The sequence below is a fragment of the Spiroplasma corruscae genome (assembly GCF_002237575.1).
GTDB lineage: Bacteria > Bacillota_I > Bacilli_A > Mycoplasmatales > Mycoplasmataceae > Spiroplasma_A > Spiroplasma_A corruscae.
The window spans coordinates 501,226-525,443 of the sequence record NZ_CP022535.1 but is presented as its reverse complement, the minus strand read 5'-3'; the positions used below and the strand labels follow the sequence as shown (position 1 = coordinate 525,443).

Here is a 24,218-nt window from a genome sequence, read left to right as displayed (position 1 = left end):
CTACATATCTAAATTATAACTATATTTAAAAAAAGTATTTTAAATTTAAAAAAGTTTTACAAAAGTGTAAAATATTTTTATATTTAAATTACCATTTGTTTTAAAAATAAATTATGATATATTAATAATTTATACTCATAATAATTAATGTTGATAACATGGTTTTAAAAATGATTTAATTACTAAACCATAAGCTATAAGTATAAAGATGCAGATATTAGTAATGAATTAACAAATATGTATCAACCAGTCATTAATGATATTGCTATTTAAATTTCAATAATGCAATTAGAATAATTGAATATAAAATTATGAATATACTACAATTGCAATTAAAGAAAATGTTGATGATAAGAATACTGAGAAGATTATTTAATTTATTTAATTTAATAAATACAAAAATTCTCATTTATTCCATAAAAACTTTTTAATTAATAAGAAATAAGTCTGTTATTACATAATTTACAATAACTCATAAATGATATATAAATAAATACTATAGCAATGCTAGTAATTGAAATTAGGAAATATTAGCAGACTATTTATTAATATCAATATAATCAATAAAATAAATCACATGAACCAAATTATCTTTTGCATTATATTAGCAATATCTTAATTAATAAAATTAACAATAAATTGATCAAATCTGTAAACAGGTGCAATATTTTAATCATTTTAAAATTACTTTAAATACTTATTTTGAAATTATTTGAAGTATTATCATTAAATCAAAAATTTTAATTACCTAATAACTTATTTAACTTAATCTGATATATATAATAAATGTTTTAAAAAAAAAATCTTCATACAATTATGTTTGAAGATTTATTTTTTTAAATGTAATAATATATTATATCTTTTGTCCTTTAAATTGTAACCCTGACATTAATATTATTGAAGCTAAATTTAATGGTAGAAATACAGATATTAAACTTAAAGAAATAATCGCTTCTTTATCAGAAGATTGTGCTTTTGATCCTCCAACTAATAAAAATATTCCAAATATTAAAATTAACACTCCTAATACAATCATTGTATAGTTTGCTTTTGTATTCAATTTATCAACTTTAATAAAGTTAAGTATTAAAATAAATAACGAAAACAACATACCAATGGCTGCAAGAACTATATAAATTAGTAACCAAATGTAGATTTGATTATCTTTTGATGGAAATTTATTTCCTTGAAAAAAAGTATAATACTTATAACCAAAATCATCGCTTAAAGTTAGAATTAACAATGAAGTAATTAATGTTAATAAAAAACTAAAAAATAATACTATTCATGATACTTTCATAAATAGCCCCTTTCTAATAATTCCAATAATAATTATACACTATTAAAGGAAAATCAATTAAATTATCTTAATGAGTTTGCTTTATATTCACTAATCCCAGTTCAGATAGATATTGAAGTTAAAAATAAATAACCTATATTAATAAAAACAAGTAATAATATTGGACCCAATTTATCACCACTGTTCATTCCACCTATGTTTAAAGAACCAGCAATCAAAAGCATTAAACCACTGAAAAATGCAATAAATACAAATAATGCAGCTCCCATTATTGCATATTTATTATAAGTTGTATTTTCATAAAAATAACCCATAACTAAAACAAATATAGAGATAATTGCAACTATAGTAGACATTGAGATTGACAGTTTTAATCAAATAAGTATATTACTTGATGTAGATGGAAATGAAGTTCCTTGAAAGTATGAGTAAAGTAATGTTGATTTATACTTCATATCAGGCAATGTATATGCCAATACAGAGATAATTAAGAACATTATTGATGATATCAACATTAACAATCAAGTTTTTTTCATGAGTTATTCCTTTCTTATATTATAGTTTCAATACATTATTGATTTTAACAAATATATTGTAATATTTATTTATTATTATTAATTTTTTTTATAATAGCATTGTATTGAATCATATAATTATCGTACTTATCTTTTTCTAATAATAATTTTTCTTTACTTGCTTTTTTAATAAAGTTTTCATTATTTAATATACTTTCACTTCTTTTAATTTCAGATTCTAATTTTGATTTTGTTTCTAATAAGTTTTTATAAACTTCTTCTTTATCTATAAAATTTGAATTTTCAATTTCTAAAAAGTAGTCAAGTATTGCAATACTAGTTAACTCAGTTGAATAAATCTTGTCCAATATAACATTTGAATTAACTAATTTATTTACAAAAAAATTATAATACTCAAAAAAATCATTCTTAAATATAATATACTTTGAATTATTAGCATTAATACTAAATTGCAAAGCTTGGTTATTTTTAATATTTTGATCTGCTCTGAATTCCCTTATCCTTGTTACTGTTTTAAAGATATTTTCAATTAAATCAATTTCAAAGTTAAATTCTATATTATCATACTTATCCATCATTATTGAATCTTTTAACCCTAGGTTAGAATAAATTTCTTCAGTTATAAAAGGACAAAAAGGATGTAATAATAAAATAATTTGTTTAAGTACATATACTAACGTAGCTTTTGTATTATTTATTTCTAATTCTGATAAGTTTTCATTCTGCAATTGTGCTTTAGCTAGTTCTAAATATCAAGAGCAATATTCATCTCATATAAAACTATAAAGTAATTTACCAACAATAGAGAATTCATAACTATCAAATACTTTATTAATTTCATTTTTACATATAGATAATTTATTAAGGATTCATTTGTCTATTAAATTATTATTAGTAAAATTATTTAAATAATAATTAATAAAATCATCATCACTTGAAACTATATTGCTATTCATAAAAACAAATCTAGATGCATTTCACACTTTATTTAGAAAATTTCAAGTTGATTTAAGTTTTTCCTTACTATACCTCAGATCTTGACCTGGACTTGAATTAGTAATTAAAAAGTACCTTAATGCATCAGCGCCATATTCTTCAATAACATCCATTGGATCAACACCATTACCAAGAGATTTTGACATTTTATGACCATTTTCATCTCTAATTAACCCATGCAATAGAACATCATTAAAAGGTTTAGTTCCTGTAAATTCAATCCCTTGAAATATCATCCTAGCCACTCAAAAGAATATAATATCATATCCTGTTACCATTACTGATACAGGATAATATCTTTTAAATAATTCTGATTTCTTATTTGGTTCCCAATCCATCGTCGCAAATGGTCAAAAAGCACTTGAGAATCATGTATCTAAAACATCTTCATCTCTAGTTCAATTTTCAATATCATTCGGAGCCTCTAAACCAACATATATATCATTATTATTTTTATTATATCATGCAGGAATTTGATGCCCTCATCACAATTGTCTTGAAATTGTTCAATCATATGCGTTTTTCATTCATGTTTCCAATGTACTTGAAAATCTTTCTGGAAAAAAGTTAATTTTATTTTCAGAATTTTGAAGCTTTATAACATCCTCAGATAGCCTCTTCATTTTGACAAATCATTGTTTTGATATTAGTGGTTCAACTATTTCACCACTTCTTTCTGAATACCCTACCTGATGATTAATTTCTTCAATTTTTATTACTAATTTAATATTTTGCAAACTTTCTACAAGATTTTTACGTACTATAAATCTATCAACACCGTTATACTCTCCGGTTTTTTCATTCATTGAACCATCTAAATTCATTACATTTATAATTTTTAAATTATGCTTTAATGAGAGTTCAAAATCATTATGATCATGAGCAGGCGTACACTTCATGACACCAGTACCAAAATCTATATCGACATATTCATCTGCAATAATCGGTATAAGTTCACCATTGGCTGGATTATATACTTTTAAGCCTATATATTTTTTATAGCGTTCATCATTGGGATTTACAATAACACATACATCTCCAAACATTGTTTCAGGTCGTGTTGTTGCTACTGTTAAAAAATCTTTTTTATCTTCAAAAAAATACTTGAAGTAGTACATTTTTCCTTTTGTTTCTTTATAAATTACTTCAATATTTGAAAGAGCTGTTTTTTGTTTAGGGTCTCAATTAATTATTCTTTCCCCTCTATAAATAAATCCTTTTTTATACATTTCAACAAAAACAAAATTTACTATTTTATTCAATTGTTCAGAATAAGTAAATTTTTCCTTTGAGTAATCTAAAGATAAACCAAGTTTTGATCATTGTTTTCTAATGTTTTGACTATATTCTTCTTTTCATTCCCAAACTTTTTCAACGAATTTTTCTCTACCTAAGTCATATCTTGAAATATTATCTTTTCTTAATCTCTCTTCAACTTTTGCTTGAGTAGCAATTCCTGCATGATCCATCCCAGGGATTCAAACTGTATCGAACCCACTTAACTTTTTATATCTAATCAATAAATCTTGCAAAGAACCATCTCAGGCATGACCTAAGTGAAGTTTACCAGTTACATTTGGGGGTGGTATTACTATTGAAAATGGTGGTTTTTTGCTATCTAACTTAGCTTTAAATAGATCAAGTTCTAATCATTTATTATATTTATCTTTTTCTACAATTATATGATTATATTTATTATCCAACGAGTTTTTTTTCATATTCCCCTCTTATATAACTAAAATTTATAAATTAATTATACCAATAAATAAAAAAAAGAGTTAAAAACTCTTTTATATTATGAATACAATATATCTTCACAACAATTGTCATGAAGAATAACACGACACTTGTATAAATTAATTAATATTCCCCGAAAAATTATTTTCGTGGTGGTAATGTTCCTTTTTTAACATCTTTTCACATTTCAGAAATTTTAAACTTAACATAAGTAAAGACTATAACTTCCCTAATGAAAAAGTTAGCTTTATCTATATTCGCTTTTTCTTCTTCTAATTCTTTTAAATTATCTCCTAGCATATCTTTATACTCTTTTGTTTTTTTGCAATTATTTGATATTTTTTCATTTATTCTAATTAAGTTATTTGTAAATCTTTTCATTGCAATTTTATAACCTATATAAAATACTGTTGCAAAAAACAATGATAAAAACATCGCTCAAATAATTGTCGCACCAAACAAAAATACTTTTTGGTTTGTAAAAAATCCAAATTTATTAAGGAAATCACCTGAAAATGATTTTGCTAATTCAAGAGAAAAAACCTCAAAATCTTCTATAGAGTTCATTACACTTAATGCCCAATATATATTTAACGCTAAGAATGGAGTAATTAATAAAATTGTTTTAATAAATGTTCATAAATTTTCAAATCTTAAAAATCAATCATAGTTTTTTATCATACCATAATTAATTCTAAATCTTTTTATAAGCCTAGTTATTTCGATATAAAATTTTAACAAAATTCAAAAAACAATTAAAAGTCCAAAAAATATTTTAATTATTGTTATTTTTTGATATAATTTATCATCATTACATGGATCTAGTAAAGTAGAAATCACAAAACAAAGCCCAAAAAAAGACAATATTGTATAATTTATTAGTGATTTTTCAGTAACTTTAAACTTCTTCATAAAAATCTCCAATATTTCTTTACTTATATATTAATTATAATTAAATCAAATAAAATTGCAAATATTTTCTACTTTTTATGGAAATTTTTTTTATTACTTTAGCAAAATAAAAGTAAATAAACCAATAATTTAAAGGGTTTATTTACTTAAAAAACAGTTATAATAATTTTAAATATATAATTAATCTTTATAAATTAAAGAAGTCCTCAAAAATATGATCATATATTCTTTCAATTCAATATTGCGTATGTAATCTAGATTTTGAAACTTTTATATCACTTTTTTCTTCTAAAAAATGATAATATGACTCTCAAAGTTCTTTATAGATTTTCAATATCTTTTTATTAATATTTACAAGGCCTTGTTGGTCTTTTACTTTTACATCATCCTTATTTATGTAAATAAACAAACCGTTTCTTGAAACTAAATTATTTTTCTTAAATTTTAAATGTAAATAATAGTCTTCAAATTCAACATCATCAAATAATGATTTATTTGAAAAGAACTGGTCTTTTAATAAATTATGATAATTTGAAGCTACATTCTTATCTATTTGACCAATTTGTTGGAATGAAAATAAGAATGAAGGCAATAGCAACATATTTAAAGCTGTATTTGTAAGCGCAAGCATTATCTTAACATTACTTAGAAATGTTGCAACTTCGTAATTCGCAAAAAAGGCAGTTGATAAGTTAATTATTATTATAATTATTCAAAAATTAATTGAATTATAAGATACTTCTCTTTGAATTAGCATTTCACCATCGCCAACTTTTTCTTTAAAATTATATACTACAATTTTTTTATAATATTTATTTTTTTGAAATCAGTTTAAAAATGAAAATCTAAACATAGTATATAGACATAATGCAATAATTGATCAAGAAATATAATCACTTTCAAAAAATCTATTTACAATGAATAATGTGAATAATGAAATAAATACACAAATATCAACTATATAAACTATAAAATTTACAGGTATAAATTTAATATATTTCTTAATTTCTTTTTTATAATCCTTTAATAAATTACTATTAGTATCATTTTTACCCTTCATATTTATCCCCCTTATTTAACTTAATATTTTTATTTGTGACATTATCAATAATCGATAAAACTTTAAAGTAAAATATTCCTCATTCTAATGCTGTTTTGGCTTTTATTTTTTTTAATTGATCAAGTTTTTTGTTTTTTACCAAAAATGTTATACCACCTATTAAAGATAGTAAAAAACAAATTGATACTATTAAAAAAACAAATATAAGAAACAATATATACATTTGACCATACTTATTGTAATAAATAACAGAAACAGTCATTCCAATAATTGCCAAAATAATTAATAGTATGGAAATAGCTAGTATTTTTTTTGTTTTAGATTTGATAATGTTAACTTCTTTGTTCATTTTTACTCCTTTGAGTATGTTTTATTATACAATATATTCTTTTCTATTTCAATATACTTCAATAGTGGTAGAAGCAATTAAAAATTATTTTATATAATTAAAAATAAATTACTGCCATACTATATTTATATTTAATAAAAAAATAATGATAACCTAGTATAAATATATTAATATCTATCAGACTAATATTTTTTAAATACTTCATTCTATTTTTTTACTAAATTTAGTATTATATATACTTACCATGGACTTGATATAACATTTTTTTTATTACTTATTTGAATGTTTGACTTAATTTTTACATCATAATATCTTAATTTTACTCAATATTTTTACCACTTTTTTATAATACTTATTTTGATTATTCTATATTTTAGTTTATCTAAATTTAATAGCTTGATAGTAAGGCGACATATTTGGTTTGATTTGGAGCACTACTAATGGACAAATTAAAACTAATATTAATAAAATTAATCTTAAAAATCAAATTAAATTTATAGTCATAATTAGTACTAGGAAATAATAATTGTCCATTAGAGTAATTTAGATTAAAATTTTCTTCATTAAGCATTGATTTAATTTTTACATCAAATATAAATTGCCTAGCAACCTTTATGTAGTACCCTTGTCTAATTACAAAATCGGTTGAAAGTATATTAAAAAATAAAAAATCACTTATAAAATTTAGGTCGTATTTTTTAACCTGCGATTTTTTTAAATATTCTCATATACTAAATTCCTTTTCAATGAAATCATTAGATTCAACTTTTTTTGCATTACCTGTAAATGTTAATATAGGACTTAATGGATCTTTTTCATCTTTTTTGCTAATACCAATTGCATTTTTATATATATTTATCCCTTGTTTTAGATTTATTAATGTACTTTTTAATGTAGCTGAATTATTAACGTTGGATTCTTGTTTTAAATACTTATCACTTAAATCAACAGAATAACTAAATTGAATTTTAAACTGCGGTAACTTTTGTGAATATTCATTTCCATTATCACCTTTTACTACAACTTCTAAATTATCAATGTTTAATGTACCTAAAACTGAGTAACTATCATATTTACTTTTAATTAGTTCTTTCTCGCTATCTTTTAAAATAATTGAATCATCAACAATATTTTTTAAACCATTATTAAATGTTTTTTTTCAATCTAAACTGCTTTTATTTACATAATTTGATAAAATATCGCTATTTTCAGATTCCATTTCATTATCAATATTATTAAAAATTATATTATAAAATTTTTGCCCTTCTCCTCCATCATTTCATGAATAATTAACTTGATCTTTATCTGCACTAAATATATTATTGTAGTCAATTGAATCCTCAACAAAATTATATGGTTTAAAAGTATTAGCTCTAATAGACTCTTTTAAATTCACGTTTTCTTGCAATAATTTTGAAATTATTTGGTCTAGTTCTTTATTATTAAAATAATCATTTAATTCTTTTGTTTGATCACATCCAAGATTAATATTTTTTGATTGATACATACAAAATGTTTTATCATCAGAGTTAATTTTTAACTTCTTAGCATCAAGATCGCCAAAACCATTTGATATTTCTTTTGGCAATCCAAGGAAATTAAACTCTAGGTTCTTAATTAAATTTTTTCATGCATTTTCCAAAGAGGTATTTGTGTTTAGACTATAATTAAAATTATAATCAATAGTATTAAATTTAGTTGGTTTTTTATTTTTATCAAGGTAATTTATCCAATAATTAAATTTTAAAGAGATATTTGAATAAAAATTTTCTGTTATTTGCTCTTGGCCTGGCAAGGTGTTTGTAATTTTTTCATAACTAATTTCTAATGAAGAAAAATCAATGTCAACCCCGTTATATAAATTGTTAATATTATTTAATAATACATCATATTTAGAGTTTGATTTTAATTCATTAAGTTCATAAGATAACTTGTCAATATATAATTTATTTTCCATATCTTTTAAAAAGTACTTTTTTTGCATATCGTCTAGTTGATAGTTATTATTTTTCTTATAATATTCAACTTGATAAATTATATTATCAGAAGTAAAAAAACTATTATTTTTTGCATTTTCCTCATTTTCTATTCAATCCATAGATGAAATATTGTGATGATTTTTTATTATTAATAACACATCTTTTTTATAACTATCTAATAAATTACTATAATAAAATTGATTATCACTTTCAATATTAGTTGAATTATCTTGTGAATCCTTTGCACATGAAAAAGTACTTAATAAAAATATTAGAGTTATTATAAAGCCTATGAATATAAAACTTATTTTTTTAAACATTTTTAAAACATACCCCTTCTTAAGTAAATTTAATCTAAATCTTTTTTTCCAAACTTGTAATAAGAACAAATAACTACAATAGTTGATAACAGTACAGCTATTATTAAAAATATGTATGGGTCAATATAGTTTAAATAAGATTCTTTATCAATTATTCCATTATTATTTATTACAAACTTATAGGTTATATAAGGTAATAATATATTTTCTTGATATGTTAAATCAATATTACTTTCGCTATATGGTGAAAATCAAAAGTCATTGTATGAATAACCTGAATATAAAGTGTAATTAGATCAAATATTATAGAATGGACTTAAATATGTAAAAATGTTAAACAAACTTCTCCTTGATAAATATTCATAATAATCTGCTTCATTCTTTATTACAGGGAAATTAGTTGATATTTTATAAATACTAACTGGATCTATTAAATACTCTTCAAGTAATCTTGCGCTTAGCATCAATGGAAAATACATGTCATTTTTAATAAAGTTATCCACTACTTCTTGGTTATCTTTTAAAACAAAATATTCTGTGGGGTTGGAACTAGATAAACCATCCTTTAAGAAAAACTGTTTATAAATTGATATTAAATATGATGCTTTAAACTGCTTAATAGACTCTGTATCTGCACTTTTATTTTTATTTATAATAAATGAGTTTTTTATATCATTAATAAATAAATACCTAATAAAGTCACTAAACTCTGTAACCATAGTTTTTTGTAAATTATAAAGTTGCTTTATTATATTGTTAGTAAAATTATAAATATCACTTAATATTTTTTTATTTGATTCATTTGATGTACTTGATATTAAATTTGATAATTCATCAATGCTAATAAATCTATTTTTCAATTCAAAACTTATATCATAATTATCTGTTGAATTTCAATAAGTAGTATTATTAAAATCATTTATTTTTGGAAATAATGATACTTTTATATTTGTTAATTTATATTTATAATTTTCATTATTTTTAGATATGAGACCTAGATCATTTCAAAAATTAAATCTTTCTTTTACGATTTCTGATGGATTACCATTTTCGTCAAATGAAGAAAAATCATCTTTTGTTGCACTACTATTTAATAAGAAATCGTTTAACTTATATGAGATATTATTATACTTAATTTTATTGTTTTTTATGTAATTTTGTAAGTCAAAAGCTTCATATAACTTTGAAATATTATAAGCTTGAGTACTTGAATATCTTGAAAATAATATATTTTCACTTTCTTCTTTTGACTTTAAAAACTGTAAAGGTAAATTTGCAATAAAAGAGAAAGATAAAATTAATGTAGTAATTACTAACGAAACTTGACTTGATGCAATTGTTGATAAGAATATAATTAAACTAACTAAACAAAAAGAGAAAATAAAAGAGAATCATAAAAAAGTTGCGGTTTTTAAAACTAATACATTTCTTGTTCTAAACTCAGAGAATGCAAGGTACAGTATATTAATTATTGTATAAGAAAATAAAATGTTTATTCAGGAAACTAATATGATTATTATAAATTGTGTAATAAAATATTTGCTACGTGATATTTGATTAGACAACACTATAAATATAGTTTTATCTTCAACTTTTCTACCAAGAAAAAAATTACTTGTCTTTAAAATTAATATAAATAAAAAGCTTGAAATATATATAAGTATGTAAAAGTCAAAAACCTTTACCACTAATGCTTGATTGTTAAAAAATGGTAGTGTAAAAGCAATTGATAATGAGAATAATGAAATGATTAAAATATATATAAGAAATGATTTCTCATATAAAAGAATTTTTATGCAAAAGTATATTAATTTTAAGGCTCCGACTTTTTTTAATAACTTATGAGAATTTTTATCTAACTTATCTTTAAATTCTTCTTTTTTAAAAATATTATTCTTATTTTTTCTAGAAACCATTTGAAAGTATCTCCTAACCAATTATTTTATTATTTATTTCAAATATTAATTTATCTTTATACTCTCCTTCTTTATCCTTAAACAGCCCTCATATTCTATCAGTTTTAAATTTTATATTTAAAAAATCATTTTGAAATAAGAAATTTATATAACTTTCACCATACTTATTGCTTTCACCACTTGGTATTGTGTCGTTTTTATAATATTCTTTAATGCTAAATCCTTTACCATAGTTAATGTCATATAAATTTAAAGAAACTTGATTGATATCATTTTCTGTTCTTCACAAAAACTGACTTTGATTAATTAATAAATTATTTCTATATTGATTTAAATTACCGTAACTACCCGATAAACAATCATTAAAATTATTTCAATTAGTTGGATCGTTTTCATCAAATGATTTTATAAAATAATCAAGAATATTTCCAAAATGATATGAACCTTTCATTGATGCAATCGTGTAATCTTCGGTATCAATATTTTCATATATTCCAAAAAATTCTTGAAAATCTTTAATTCCTAAATACAACCCCTTATAAATTGCAAGATAGTACATAGAATTCATTCATTTTTCTTTTGAATCATACTCTAATATTTCTTCATTATTTACAGAATAAGTGAATATTGATTTTAACGTAGGTAAGGAAAGTTTTATATCGTTATTTGTAATACACAAATTTTTTAGTTCAATTACACCAACCTTAGATGATGTTGTAAAATCTTTATAATCAAAACTATTTTGACTTTCTATATATTTATTTATTTGTATTTTATAATCATCTTTAAAATTAATTATATTTCTTAATAAGTAATCATTTATAGATTCTTCTAACAAGTAATTTTTTCCTTGAATACTAAAATCTTTAAAATTCTCTTTCATTCTAAAAATAAAATCATATAGTTTTTGACCTACTGAATTATCTTTTCAATTAAATTCTAATTGATTATTATTTGCATTAAGTTCAATTATTCAATTTAAGTTCCCATAGATACTTTCAAAAGAATTTTCTACAGTGGCATAATATGCATTATTGTCATAAGATTTTATAATATTAGTTATATAATTTATATAATTATTTTTAATTTTTTTTTCGAAATAATTTTTCAGAATTAAGTCTAATTGATAAAACTTATTTTCTTTATCATTATATGTTTCAATATCATTTGAAAATATTTTTTTTACATCACCTTTAATGGTTTTTTCAACATTAAAAACTATATTTTTAACTAAATCATTAATTGCAGTATCTTTAGTATAAATGTAAGAAACATTGTAATTAGTATTTAACTCTTTTGTCTGTATCTTATTTTTAAAATCTTTATAATTAATTAAAACTTTAAAATTAAATTCACAATTAATTGTATCTTTTGTAATTATATTAGAATTTGTACTTGTATACATTTTCAAATATATGGAGTTATCGATATATTTTATACCATTATAAACATTATCAATACCTTCAAATAAAATCTTATACTTAGTTTTTTCTTTTATCTTATTAATTTCAAGTTTTAATGCCTCAAAATTAATTATTCTATTTATATCTGTATTATAATTTAATAAATAATTTTTAAATGTTTCACTGTTTAAGTCGACTTTTGAAGAAGTTTTAGAATTAATAATAACACCTAGTTTACTATATTCTCTTAATAATGATGCATTAAAAAATCTATTATTCAAATCATTATTATTATCATTTTCGATAAGACTTTCAGCATTTAAATAGATAGAAGATCAATTATTAACTAATTTATTAATTTCTTCTAAATAACCTTTCAAAAGTCCATTAAATTGCAACTCGTTATCAATGGCTGGATCTTTTAATAATTGATTTTCACCACAAGAAACAACAACTGAAGGTGTAATAAATAATAAAAATGAGTTAAATAACATTAATTTATTTATTTTCATTTTAACCTCATAAATGTTGATACACTTTAATTATAATTTTTTTTTTAATAAATATCAAATATTTAAAAAGTATTTCCAAATTAAAAAAACCCCATAATTATTGGGTTTTAATGAGCTTCTTAAAAATAATGTAGTATTCATCTACCTTAAAAAAATATTATTTTATTTAATATAATAAATTATAAATTAAAAGTTTATAGGTTTTCCATATTCTAAAGCCTCCGCAGCTTCTCAAACGGCCTCACTTAATGTAGGGTGTGGATGTATTGCTTTAGCAAGTTCTGTAATGGTACCTTCTGAAGAAATTAATGTAGTTATTTCTGAAATCATATCAGTTGCTGTATTAGATATTATATGTGCTCCAATAATTTGTTTATATTTAGGTTCACATATCAACTTCACAAATCCAGTGGTATTACCATCTGCTAATGCTTTTCCGATTGCTGCAAACGGGAACTTATAAGCCTTGTATTCAACACCCTCCTTTTTAAGTTGATCTTCAGTTTTTCCAATCATAGCAACTTCAGGATGCGTATAAATACAACTTGGGACTTTATTATAGTCCATGATTAAATCTTCTGCTTCAGGATTACCTAATCTTTTTGCTATCCTATTAGCTGCAATCAATCCTTGATATGATGCTACATGAGCAAGCATCATTTTTCCAGTAACATCACCAATAGCATAGACTCCGTCAACATTTGTTTCGCAATGATCATTAATAATTATATGATTTCTTTCATTTTTTTCTAATCCAATATTATCAAATCCTGTAGTTACAGTTCTTCTACCTACAGATTGTAAACAATAATCGGCCTCAATAGTAAATGTTTTTCCATCTTTTTCATAAACTACCGTATTATCTTTAAACTCCTTTGTTGATGCTCCTGTTATTATTTCCAAATTACCTCTATTAATTAATTCCTTAGTCATTTCCTTTGAAACATCACTATCAAGCATTTCTAAAATAGTTGGTAAAAATTGTAATATAGTAACTTTTGTGCCTAATCTTTTGTAAACACAGGCAAATTCAACACCAATTACACCACCACCAATAATTACTAAATTTTTTGGTATTTTTGGTAATGCAAGTGCACCTGTTGAATCAATTAAAAATCCCCTTTTAACTGCATCATCAGCACCAGGTAGGTTCATTGAATTTGGTATACTTCCTGTGGCTATTATTAAATTATCACAAGTATATTGTTTTTTGTTTACCTCAATTGTATTTTTATCAATGGCATTTGCATTTCCTTCTACAACTGTAACATTATTTTTTTTCAATAAACCTTTAACACCTGTTGTAAGTTTTGAAACAACATTTTCTTTACGTTCCTGAATTGCTTTTCAATCTGCTCTAACATTTTTAGGATCTACTTTAATTCCGTATTTATCAGCTTTTATCATTTGTTCATATAAATCAGCTGATTTTAATAATGTTTTAGTAGGAATGCATCCAATGTTTAAGCAAACTCCGCCATAATTCGCTTTTTCAACTATTAATGTTTTTAATCCTAACCTAGAACACTTAATAGCACCAATATAACCACCTACACCTGCACCAACCATTATTACATCAAAATGATTTTCGATATTTTTAGGCACAAATTTAGGTGCGGGTTTTAAATCTTTTGAGTTACCTTTAACTAAAGAAATTGGTGGTGTACCATCTAATGTTTCTAATACTTTATCGACGATATCTTTTCTTGGAGGTACAGGTCGACTACGACCTCTTTGAATTAAATCGTTAGATACAGGAGTTGAACCAACTACTGATGCATTTTCTTCAACTGGTTTTTCTGTTTTTTGAGTTGGATTATCTCCTTTACCATCATTAATTTCGACAACTACTTCTCCAACTTTAATTTCTTGACCACTTTTTATTAAAATATTTGCAATTACACCATCAACTGGTGCATAAATATCGGAGCTAACTTTATCAGTTTCTACATTGAATAAAGGGTCCCCACTTTTTACATTATCTCCAACTTTTACTAAAACTTCAGTAACTGTTCCTTCTGTTAAACCTTCACCAATGTCTGCAAACTTAACTTTAAACATATCATTTTCTCCTTTAAACTAATATTATTTCTGGATTTTGTAGATAAAATGCAATTCTTTGCAAGAATCTACCTGCATCAGCACCATCAATTACTTTATGATCTGCTGTAAGTGAAAATGGCATAAAGTCTCTGATTACTATTTGATCTTTAACTACTCCAGGAGCGCGTGTAATTGTTCCAACTCCAAGTATTGCCGATTCAGGGTGATTAACTATTGGCGTCGCAAAATCTAATCCAACTGAACCAAAATTAGTCACTGTGAATGTTGCTCCTGTCATTTCATTCATTGATAATTTTTTTGATCTTGCTTTTATAGCTAAATCATTAATCTTGACAGCAATTTGAAGAACACTTAATCTATCTGCATTTTTAATAACTGGTACCATTAATCCGTCCGGTGTATCACAAGCCATACCAATATTTATTTGATTTGCATATTTAATTGCTTTATTTTCTTCATCTATTCTTACATTTAAATTAGGCATATCTCTTAATGATAAAGTTACAGCTTTTATAATAAATGCAAGATATGTTAATTTTACCCTTTGAGTATCAGCATACCCTTTTAGTTTATTTCTTAGATTTACTAAATCTGTAATATCAATATTTCTAAAACCTGTAAAACCAGCGACCTTAGTATGCGCGACATCCATTGCTTTAACAGTTGCTTTTCTTATTGGATTCATAGGAATAGAATCAAATAATAAAGGATCGTTAAATTCTGGAACTGAAATTAAAGGATTTGCATAATCAACTTTTTGTTCAAATGATCCTTGTTTTGGCAATTGAGTTCTATTCATTGGATCAATACCTAATGGCGTAGGAACTTGTGGTAATGGTGACATATGCGTAACTGTTTTTGGTCCTTCAGGTTCTATCTTAGGACTACTTGCAAACAATTCAATATCAGCTGCAAGAATTCTGTTATTTGGTCCTGTTGGAGTAACTTTTGTTAAATCAACTCCCATAACAGCAGCCATTTTTTTAGCTAATGGTGATGCTTTTACATTTGCATTGCTGTTATCAATTAAACTACTTTGATTTGAAAAATCTACTATTTGTTGAGCCTTAGTAGCTGACTGATTTCTTGTAATTAATTCATCTGATACTGGAGTTGAACCCACAACTGATGCATTTTCCTCAACTGGTTTTTCTTTTTGAATTTCTTTATTTGGTTCCACGCTACCACCTTCTCCATCTTCTATTTCTATAACAATATCTCCTACTTTAATTTCTTGTCCTTGTTCAATTGCAATTTTGGCAATTACACCATCAACTGGTGCATAAATATCGGAGCTAACTTTATCAGTTTCTACATTGAATAAAGGGTCCCCACTTTTTACATTATCTCCAACTTTTACTAAAACTTCAGTGACTGTTCCTTCTGTTAAACCTTCACCAATGTCTGCAAACTTAACTTTATACATATTTTAGTTCTGTTGCATTAAAATTTAAAATTTAATACTTCTTCCATTTTATCTAAAATTCTAGTTGGATTTGGTTGATGATAAACTTCACCTGAATCAAATGGAATAACAATATCAAAACCAGTACATCTTGATAATGGTGCCTTTAAGTATTCAAAACATTCTTCATTAACAGATGCTATTATTTCAGAAGATACTGAGAATGATTTAATTGCTTCATGAACAACAAGTAATCTACCTGTTTTTTTAACTGATTCACAAACCATTTTTTTATCTCATGGTTTAATACTTCTCAAATCAATTAATTCAATTGTTAACTCAGGTTTTTTTGATTCTAATTCTTCAATAGCTTTTTGACAATCAACAGTTTGTGCTCCATACGTAACAACTGTTAAATCATTACCTTCTTGTATTTTGAAAGCTTCTCCAATTGGAATAGTATAATATCCATCAGGTATTTCTTGTTTAAAAGCTCTATATAATTTAGTTGGTTCAAATACTATAACTGGGTCAGGTGATTCAATCGCTGCTAATATTAATCCTTTTGTATCATATGGTGTTGAAGGACAAACAACCTTTACACCAGCGGTATGTGCGTACATTGCCTCCATTGCTTCAGAGTGAGATTCAAGTGCTCTAATTCCACCACCCATTGGCATTCTAATTACTAACGGTGTTGGATATTTTCCTCTCGTTCTATTTCTCATACGACCCATATGTCCAAGAATATTTTGTAGTGATGCTCAACCAAGACCTTCAAATTGTAATTCAACAACAGGTTTCATTCCATTTAAAGCCATTCCGATTCCAAGACCTGCAAATAAAGCCTCACTAATAGGTGCATCAAAACATCTTTCCTCACCATATTTAGCTTGTAAACCTTCAGTTGCTCTAAAGACACCACCTTCATAACCAGCATCTTCACCATATACTACTACTTCTTTTCATTTATCCATTGCAACATCAAGTGCTTCTGATACTGCCTTAACATTATTAAGTACTTTTGGCATTAGTGATGACCTCCTTTTAATACATCTGGGTATTTTTCAAAGAACTCTTTTGCTTCTTTGTATTGTTCTTCTAGCTCTGGAGTTTTTTCAGCATATACATAATTGAACACATCTTCTAAAGGATAAGCTTTATTTGCTTCTGCATATTCAAATTCAGCTTTTATAAATTCGTCTTGTTCCTTATCAAGTTTTTCTTGTTTTTTTTCAGTTCACCCTTTGTTTTCAATTAAATAATTTTTCATTCTTATTAATGGGTCTCTTGTTAATGCTTCTTGAAATTCTTCTTCTGGTCTATATATTTTTGGGTTATCTGAAGATGAGTGAGCTCCCAATCTATAAGTATCAAACTCAATTAAAACAGGTCCATTACCTGATCTAATAAATTCTATAGCTTCAGATACAACTGAATATACAGCAAGAAAATCATTACCATCAACTTTAATTGAAGGAACACCCGATGCAATACCCTTAACCGCAATATTTAAAGCTTTTGTTGATTTTGAATATGGAGTTGATATGGCTCATTTATTGTTTTCACAAACAAATAATACAGGTAATTCGTGAAGTTTTGCAAAGTTCATTGCTTCATAAGTTTCTCCTTCACTCATTCCACCATCACCAGTTGAAGTTACAGTTACAGCATTTGTTTTACGATACTTTTCTGCAAAAGCAATTCCGGCAGCATGAGAATATTGTGAACCAATAATAATATTTGGTGGTAGCATATTTACGCCATCTGGTGATTTCGCTCCATACTCATTACCCATTCAATATAACATTATATTTCTCATTGGCATTCCCATAGTTAATCATGCTGCATTATTTCTATAACCGGGTACAAATCAATCCTTACCCTTTATTAAAGGTAAGGTATATCCAACTTCTGTAGCCTCTTGACCTGTTGAAGATAGAAATGATAATAATCTACCTTGTCTTTGTAATTTATTTTGATAATCATCTTGCCTTCTTGATAAATTCATTAATTTATAAGCCTCTAATAACTTAGCATCTTTTATATCAGGCATTAATTTGGGGTTAATTATTTTCCCTGTTTTATCCATTATTTCAACTCTTTGGTTTTTCAATGGATCAAAAACATTTAAAAACTTTGTTTTCATAAATCCTCCTTTATTGAATTAATAAATCTAATATATCTTGAACTTCAATATTTTCTCCGAATATATCTTTAATATTAACTGATTCAATAACTTTTCTAATTTCACTAGCCTTGTATGGTGTATTTTTAAGTTTTGTTTCAAGTTCTTCAGTACCAGAATAACCTAAAAAGTCTCCATAAATTTTTATATCTTTAATAACATTATCAACAACATTTTGATAAATTTCAAAACTTCCTTTTCCTTCAAGTCTTGTTTTATGAACATAGTCGAATGTAGCATTTTTTGTAAAAGTTCAGTTTGGATCATTATATTTTTCATTAAATAATCTATCAATTTCTTTTAAATCTTTCTCGTTTAATGTTAAATATTTTATTTCACCTTGCATTTCATAGGTCTTTATAAGTTCTTCTCAAAAATCTTGTATTTCAATTTTATTCTCAACTTCTGAGTTTATGTTGGTTACTCTAGCAACAATTGAAGCTATATTCTTTGAAAGAATTTTTGCTTTATCAACTGTAAGGTACTTTGCTAATTTATCTAAATTAGCATTAAAGAGTATTGTTCCGTGTTGTAGAAAACGATTCTTATACTTTAACATTGCATTTCCTGATATCTTCTTACCATTTAATACAATATCATTTCTACCTGAAAATTTTGCATCAACACCCATTCTATTCAATGTTTTAATAACAGGTTCTAATGTTTCAGCAAACATCGACACTCCTTTATTGTCTTCATCGGTATATATTATACTAAAGTTCATATTTCCTAGATCTTGAAATACTGTTCCACCACCAGTATTTCTTCTAATGATATTTACATTATCAGCTTCTGTTGTTTGTAAATTTATTTCTGACGCTAAATTCTGATTTCTACCAACAACAATTGTATTATCGTTTTGCCATAAAAATAATATTGGGTCTTTATACTCTTGACTTCTTGTTAAATAATCTTCTGTTGCAAGATTATATTTTGGATTAAAAGAGTTACTTTTATAAATATACATATGATTCCTACCTTCTTAAATACAAATTAATTATATAACCAAATAAATGAAATAAACATAAAGTGTTATATTTTATTAATTTGTAACTTTGTATATACATTAAATATCAAAATACTTACTTACAAATAGATTTTATTCCAATATTCTTAAATATATAAAAATATTTTTTTTTATTATATAAAGCCAAAAATAATAAACTGATTCTAAATACTCTATTTAGTTCATTAAGAAATTTTTATCTCCTCAAACTATTAATATAAGTATTTTAATAAATTTATTATATAAATATAATATAAATATTCGATTACACCTAATGGAAGTTAACTCTCTTTATGTTAATATCATTTAAATACATAAATTTCTTTATATGTACCAATTTCGATAAGTTTTTTATCATTTTTAATACCATTTAATCTATTATTTTATTTAAGTGTTAAATATTGATAATTTAATAATTCTACACTTAATTTATCATTAGTTTTTTGTACTATATAAATAAAACCAAATGATTTAACTAACAAAAATACTAAAGCATACTTTAAAATTGCTCATAATAAGTTCTTCCTAATAAGCTATCTAAACTTTTTATCACCATAAATACGTGATATTATCAATAATATTTCTATCTTATTAATAATTAACCTTATAAATCATAATAAACTGATTTATTCTTTATTTTGATGAAATATCATGTTTATCATCATTGTTTTTTTCATTCTTATTTATTAATTTACCATTCTTGATGTACTCGACTCTATTACAAATACTCTTAATTTCTTTTAGATTTTCTGAAAATATAATAATTGTTGACCCATAACTTTGTAATAATTTAATTACTTTGTCAAAATTAACTTGGTTTTTTAAGCCTAATATTTTTTTAGGTTCATCTAAAATTAAAACAGTTGGTTTTAGCATAAAAGCACACACTAAAGAAACACAATGTTTTTCTTCAGTCGTTAACTCGCCAATAATTTTATCTAAATTAACATTAAATAAATTAATTGCATAATTAAAAAATGATTCATCAATATCTGAATAAAACCTTGAATAAATACTTAAAAATTTACTTATACTTATATCCTTAAAAAGATTCATCTCTTCAGAAACAAGTCTTAAGTTTTGTAAGAAGTTTTCAGGTTTTTCTATTGCCATACTTCCATTGACTATAATTTCACCACTTGTTGGGTTTATTAATCCTAACAATTGATTACATAAAGTAGTTTTACCCGACTTAGGTGGCCCTACTATAGCTACCGATTCCCCTCTTTTGATGCTTATATTTAATTTTTTTATAATTAATTTATTTTGATAAACCTTCACAAGGTTTTTTACTTTTATCAATTTAATGCTCCTTACTCTTGATCTATGATATTGATAAATAAGTTAATGAATAACTAGGGTTATTATAACAAAAAAGATATAATGAAGTATGCATTATATTGTATCTAATTATTTTTGAAATAACTTTCAAGGATAAGTTTATAATAATTTACTTTTAGAATTTCTTCTTCATTATTAACACCAAGTGAGTCTGGATGAAATTTTTTAGATAAGCTACGATATCTTAATTTAAAATCTTCATAACTAGCATCATCATCTAACTTAAAAAAACTAAATGCAGAACTTATTTCATTATTGATATTATTGATATTATATCTATTTACAAAATTATCTAAATAAATTTTATACCATTTAACAAAATGATTATAGTTTGAAATAATGAACGAATGATTTAAAAGATAATTAGCATAATATTTATGTTTAAAATCTACCTTTGGATTATTTAGTTCATTAAAAAGATTAATATAAAGATCATTTAAATAGAATTCAACTATTTTAATAGTATCTTTAATTAAAATTTTGTTTTTAATATAATTATTAAAATTAACTATGTTCTCATTAATTCCATAAGTTACTGTTTTATGAATAAAGTATGTAAATTTATATACACAAGCTTTGATTAGATTTATTGTAAAATCGTCAAGATTCTTATAATTATTTAATAATATTTTTAAATTATCTTGAGATATTAAACAAGGAAATCTATTTATACTAAAATAATGATTATTAAGTTTAATTTTAAAACTCTTAATATCAATGGTTTTTAAAAAATTATAATGTAAATACACTTCTCTTGTTTTATTGTAGAAATTGTTTGATAAATATTCTAAATATCCAAAATTAGAATCTTCTTCTTTAATTCGATTGTTTATAAAGCTATATTTATTAAAATGGATTTTTTCAAATATTTCATCGTCATAATCTAAAAATCCAACACTTTCATCATCTTGATTAACATCTTCATAATCATCAACATTTGTTTTAGTAATATTTCTAAATATCTTATTTATTTTTCTTTTTTCTTTATTTATTTTTTTATCTGAGCTTTCCGACATAACTATTCTTTCTTTATGTAATTATTATTAATATTATACTTCATACTCCTAAACACTAATAAATTATTTTTTATTATTTTTAAATATATAACATGCAATTAATCTATATTTTAATTTTTATATATAATTAATATGTTATTAAATTGGAGGATAATATGTCCAAATCAAATATTAAGGGTTTTTCAATATTACAAATAATATTAGATATTGTATCAGTTCCCTTAACAATCGTTACATTATATTTTGGTATTATTTATTTTAAAGATGCATTTAGAATACAAAATTTTTTAGTACCAACTTCATATTTTGGCGGATCTTTTCTATTTTTCTTTTTACCGATATTTTTAAAATTTTATATATTAAATAAAATTGAAAATATGTTAAATTATAAAGATATATTTAATAATTATAAAAAGAAATTATTTACAACTTGTTTTATACCAATAGTCAATACTATAATATTTGTTATTTTTATTAGAAAACTATTAAAATTAAATGTTAATAAAGATTATAAAGATAATTAATAATTTAATTTCTTATAAAGAATATTATATAATTTCTCATCTTCACAATAAATAAAAGCACCTTTTAAAGCTCTTGTTAATAAAGTTAAAAACCTGTTAGTTTTTATAGAATCGACAAATTCAACATAGTTTTTATCTTTCACTTCAATATATTTTGGAATGTAAATAACTACATAATCAACTTCTAAACCATGAACATAATAAATTGATGCAATTTCATTCATTTTATAACTTGAATTAATTCAATTATAGCTATATTTTTTTGCATCATCATCAAGCTTAAAAGATTTAATCATTAGATTTTCAGAATTATTATTTAACTCTATAATTTTTTGATGTAATTGACTTTGATTATTATATAGATAAATATTAGCATTTTCTTCACAGTGGATAAAATCATTATTAAAAAAAGAGTAGACCAATTTTATATAATTTCTGTTATTTAAAAATCTAATACTATTTTCTAATAAGTAACTTTTATGAATTCCTTTTGGATATTTTGCTTTAAAATAATCAATTATTAGTTTTTTTCTAACCTCATCAGTATAATTTATCTTTTGCTTTTCATCTATGCAAATAATTATTGCTTTTGAATTATCAATTGCTTTAATTATTTGCTCCATGGTTAATCTTTGACCTTCATCAAATAAAATAACTTGATTATTATCCGTTTTTCTTTTAACCACTGAGCTAGATTGCTTAAATTTATAACCATCATTTAAAAAAGAATTTATGTTTCTAATGAATGTCGAGTTTCTTGCCATTATATGAGTGCTATTATTGAATTTAGATGAATTTCTTAAGTATAAGTACAACGAATATATTAGTATTGTCTTACCAGTTCCGGCATTACCTTCAATAATAAATAACTTTTTCTCTGCATTTTTACTATTTATATTATATTTGATGTCATCTGAGAAAAGCTTTTGTTGATCTGTTAATATTAATTCCTTATCAGATATTTTATTTTTTATTACATCGATTGTTTTGATTCCACGTATACTTAAACTTTTTTCAAAATCATCGATAAAATTACTATTTTCAGCATTTTTAAATTCTTCTGTAATATAATTGGCAAATTCAATGTATTGATTTTTTATAAATAACTTAAATTTTAGATTATCAACAATTCAATCATTATTATCTTCTATAACTTTTTTTTCTTCTAGTTTTATATCTCACATATCATGAAGAAATCCTACACCAATAATATTTGTATTTTTAATATTATTTATTTCAATAAAAGCCTGAAAAAAGTTAATATACCTTTTAATTTGATTTGATAATGTTCCTGATGATTTACTACTCTTATAAATCAATAAATCATTTTTATTAGTTATATCTATAACTCTTGAATGCTGCTTAAGTTCAATAATCATAATTTTATCAACACCATTTATTTTACCTGTTATTATTACATCACATCTAGATGAAGCAAAATCAAAAGTATACTCTAAATAAATATCAACATTATCATTTAAATTAGTTAGTAATAATACCTTTCAAAACTCCTTTAACGAAACATCTCAAGATTTCATCTCTCCTTTTTGAGCCTCATAAAATAACTCACCAAATATTGTAGAGAAATTCTTTCAACCAATGTCATTTATTAACTTAGAAACATTTGCTTTGTATTTTACCATTTAAACCTTAT

General features: G+C 23.7%; 18 protein-coding genes. 1 reads left to right on the top strand and 17 read right to left on the bottom strand.

Annotated elements, in window-relative coordinates; translation table 4 throughout:
• Positions 1–853 precede the first annotated feature (853 nt).
• The 16 genes from SCORR_RS02370 to SCORR_RS02295 all read right to left on the bottom strand — a co-directional run bounded on the left by SCORR_RS02370 (position 854) and on the right by SCORR_RS02295 (position 22,040).
• Positions 854–1,300 carry a hypothetical protein gene (locus tag SCORR_RS02370; protein WP_094048748.1) on the bottom strand — a complete coding sequence of 149 codons (447 nt, stop codon included), beginning with the start codon at positions 1,298–1,300 and terminating at the stop codon, positions 854–856.
• Between the two features lie 62 nt (positions 1,301–1,362).
• Positions 1,363–1,836: a hypothetical protein gene (locus SCORR_RS02365; RefSeq protein ID WP_094048746.1), complete on the bottom strand. Its 474-nt coding sequence runs from the start codon at positions 1,834–1,836 to the stop codon at positions 1,363–1,365.
• 65 nt (positions 1,837–1,901) lie between these two features.
• Positions 1,902–4,550, bottom strand: coding sequence for a valine--tRNA ligase (locus SCORR_RS02360; RefSeq protein ID WP_094048744.1), 2,649 nt, complete (start codon positions 4,548–4,550; stop codon positions 1,902–1,904).
• Between the two features lie 160 nt (positions 4,551–4,710).
• Entirely contained in the window at positions 4,711–5,481 is a 771-nt protein-coding gene (locus SCORR_RS02355) for a hypothetical protein (protein WP_094048742.1), read from the bottom strand.
• Between the two features lie 187 nt (positions 5,482–5,668).
• Positions 5,669–6,541 (bottom strand): hypothetical protein, encoded by an 873-nt coding sequence (locus SCORR_RS02350; protein WP_094048740.1) that lies wholly within the window; start codon positions 6,539–6,541, stop codon positions 5,669–5,671.
• Positions 6,531–6,890: a hypothetical protein gene (locus SCORR_RS02345; RefSeq protein WP_094048738.1), complete on the bottom strand. Its 360-nt coding sequence runs from the start codon at positions 6,888–6,890 to the stop codon at positions 6,531–6,533. The genes SCORR_RS02350 and SCORR_RS02345 overlap by 11 nt, the downstream gene beginning before the upstream one ends.
• 388 nt (positions 6,891–7,278) lie before the next feature.
• Complete coding sequence (locus SCORR_RS02340; RefSeq protein WP_094048736.1) at positions 7,279–9,189, bottom strand: hypothetical protein; 1,911 nt, start codon at positions 9,187–9,189, stop codon at positions 7,279–7,281.
• 29 nt (positions 9,190–9,218) lie between these two features.
• The gene (locus tag SCORR_RS02335) at positions 9,219–11,105 is read right to left on the bottom strand and encodes an ABC transporter permease (protein WP_094048734.1); all 1,887 of its coding nucleotides are present in this window, start codon (positions 11,103–11,105) and stop codon (positions 9,219–9,221) included.
• A 13-nt stretch (positions 11,106–11,118) separates the two neighbouring features.
• Positions 11,119–13,020, bottom strand: coding sequence for a hypothetical protein (locus tag SCORR_RS02330; RefSeq protein WP_094048733.1), 1,902 nt, complete (start codon positions 13,018–13,020; stop codon positions 11,119–11,121).
• A 186-nt stretch (positions 13,021–13,206) separates the two neighbouring features.
• The gene (gene lpdA / locus SCORR_RS02325) at positions 13,207–15,081 is read right to left on the bottom strand and encodes a dihydrolipoyl dehydrogenase (protein WP_094048731.1); all 1,875 of its coding nucleotides are present in this window, start codon (positions 15,079–15,081) and stop codon (positions 13,207–13,209) included.
• A 13-nt stretch (positions 15,082–15,094) separates the two neighbouring features.
• On the bottom strand, positions 15,095–16,510 hold the full coding sequence (locus tag SCORR_RS02320) for a dihydrolipoamide acetyltransferase family protein (protein ID WP_094048729.1): 1,416 nt from the start codon (positions 16,508–16,510) through the stop codon (positions 15,095–15,097).
• Positions 16,511–16,527: 17 nt separating this feature from the next.
• Positions 16,528–17,520 carry an alpha-ketoacid dehydrogenase subunit beta gene (locus tag SCORR_RS02315; RefSeq protein ID WP_094048727.1) on the bottom strand — a complete coding sequence of 331 codons (993 nt, stop codon included), beginning with the start codon at positions 17,518–17,520 and terminating at the stop codon, positions 16,528–16,530.
• Positions 17,520–18,638, bottom strand: a complete 1,119-nt coding sequence (pdhA, locus tag SCORR_RS02310; protein ID WP_094048725.1) for a pyruvate dehydrogenase (acetyl-transferring) E1 component subunit alpha — start codon at positions 18,636–18,638, stop codon at positions 17,520–17,522. Before pdhA ends, SCORR_RS02315 begins: the two co-directional genes overlap by 1 nt.
• Before the next feature lie 10 nt (positions 18,639–18,648).
• Positions 18,649–19,644: a lipoate--protein ligase gene (lplA, locus tag SCORR_RS02305; protein ID WP_094048723.1), complete on the bottom strand. Its 996-nt coding sequence runs from the start codon at positions 19,642–19,644 to the stop codon at positions 18,649–18,651.
• A 672-nt stretch (positions 19,645–20,316) separates the two neighbouring features.
• Positions 20,317–20,985 (bottom strand): ATP-binding cassette domain-containing protein, encoded by a 669-nt coding sequence (locus SCORR_RS02300; RefSeq protein WP_157705340.1) that lies wholly within the window; start codon positions 20,983–20,985, stop codon positions 20,317–20,319.
• A gap of 104 nt (positions 20,986–21,089) precedes the next feature.
• On the bottom strand, positions 21,090–22,040 hold the full coding sequence (locus SCORR_RS02295; RefSeq protein WP_094048720.1) for a molecular chaperone DnaJ: 951 nt from the start codon (positions 22,038–22,040) through the stop codon (positions 21,090–21,092).
• Between the two features lie 155 nt (positions 22,041–22,195).
• On the opposite strand from SCORR_RS02295, the gene SCORR_RS02290 reads away from it, so the two are divergent.
• Positions 22,196–22,564 (top strand): hypothetical protein, encoded by a 369-nt coding sequence (locus SCORR_RS02290; protein ID WP_094048718.1) that lies wholly within the window; start codon positions 22,196–22,198, stop codon positions 22,562–22,564.
• Here SCORR_RS02290 and SCORR_RS02285 read toward each other — a convergent pair.
• A complete protein-coding gene (locus tag SCORR_RS02285) occupies positions 22,561–24,207 on the bottom strand; it encodes a DNA/RNA helicase domain-containing protein (protein WP_094048716.1) in 1,647 nt (548 codons plus the stop codon). The two genes, SCORR_RS02290 and SCORR_RS02285, sit on opposite strands and share 4 nt — an antisense overlap.
• Positions 24,208–24,218 lie beyond the last annotated feature (11 nt).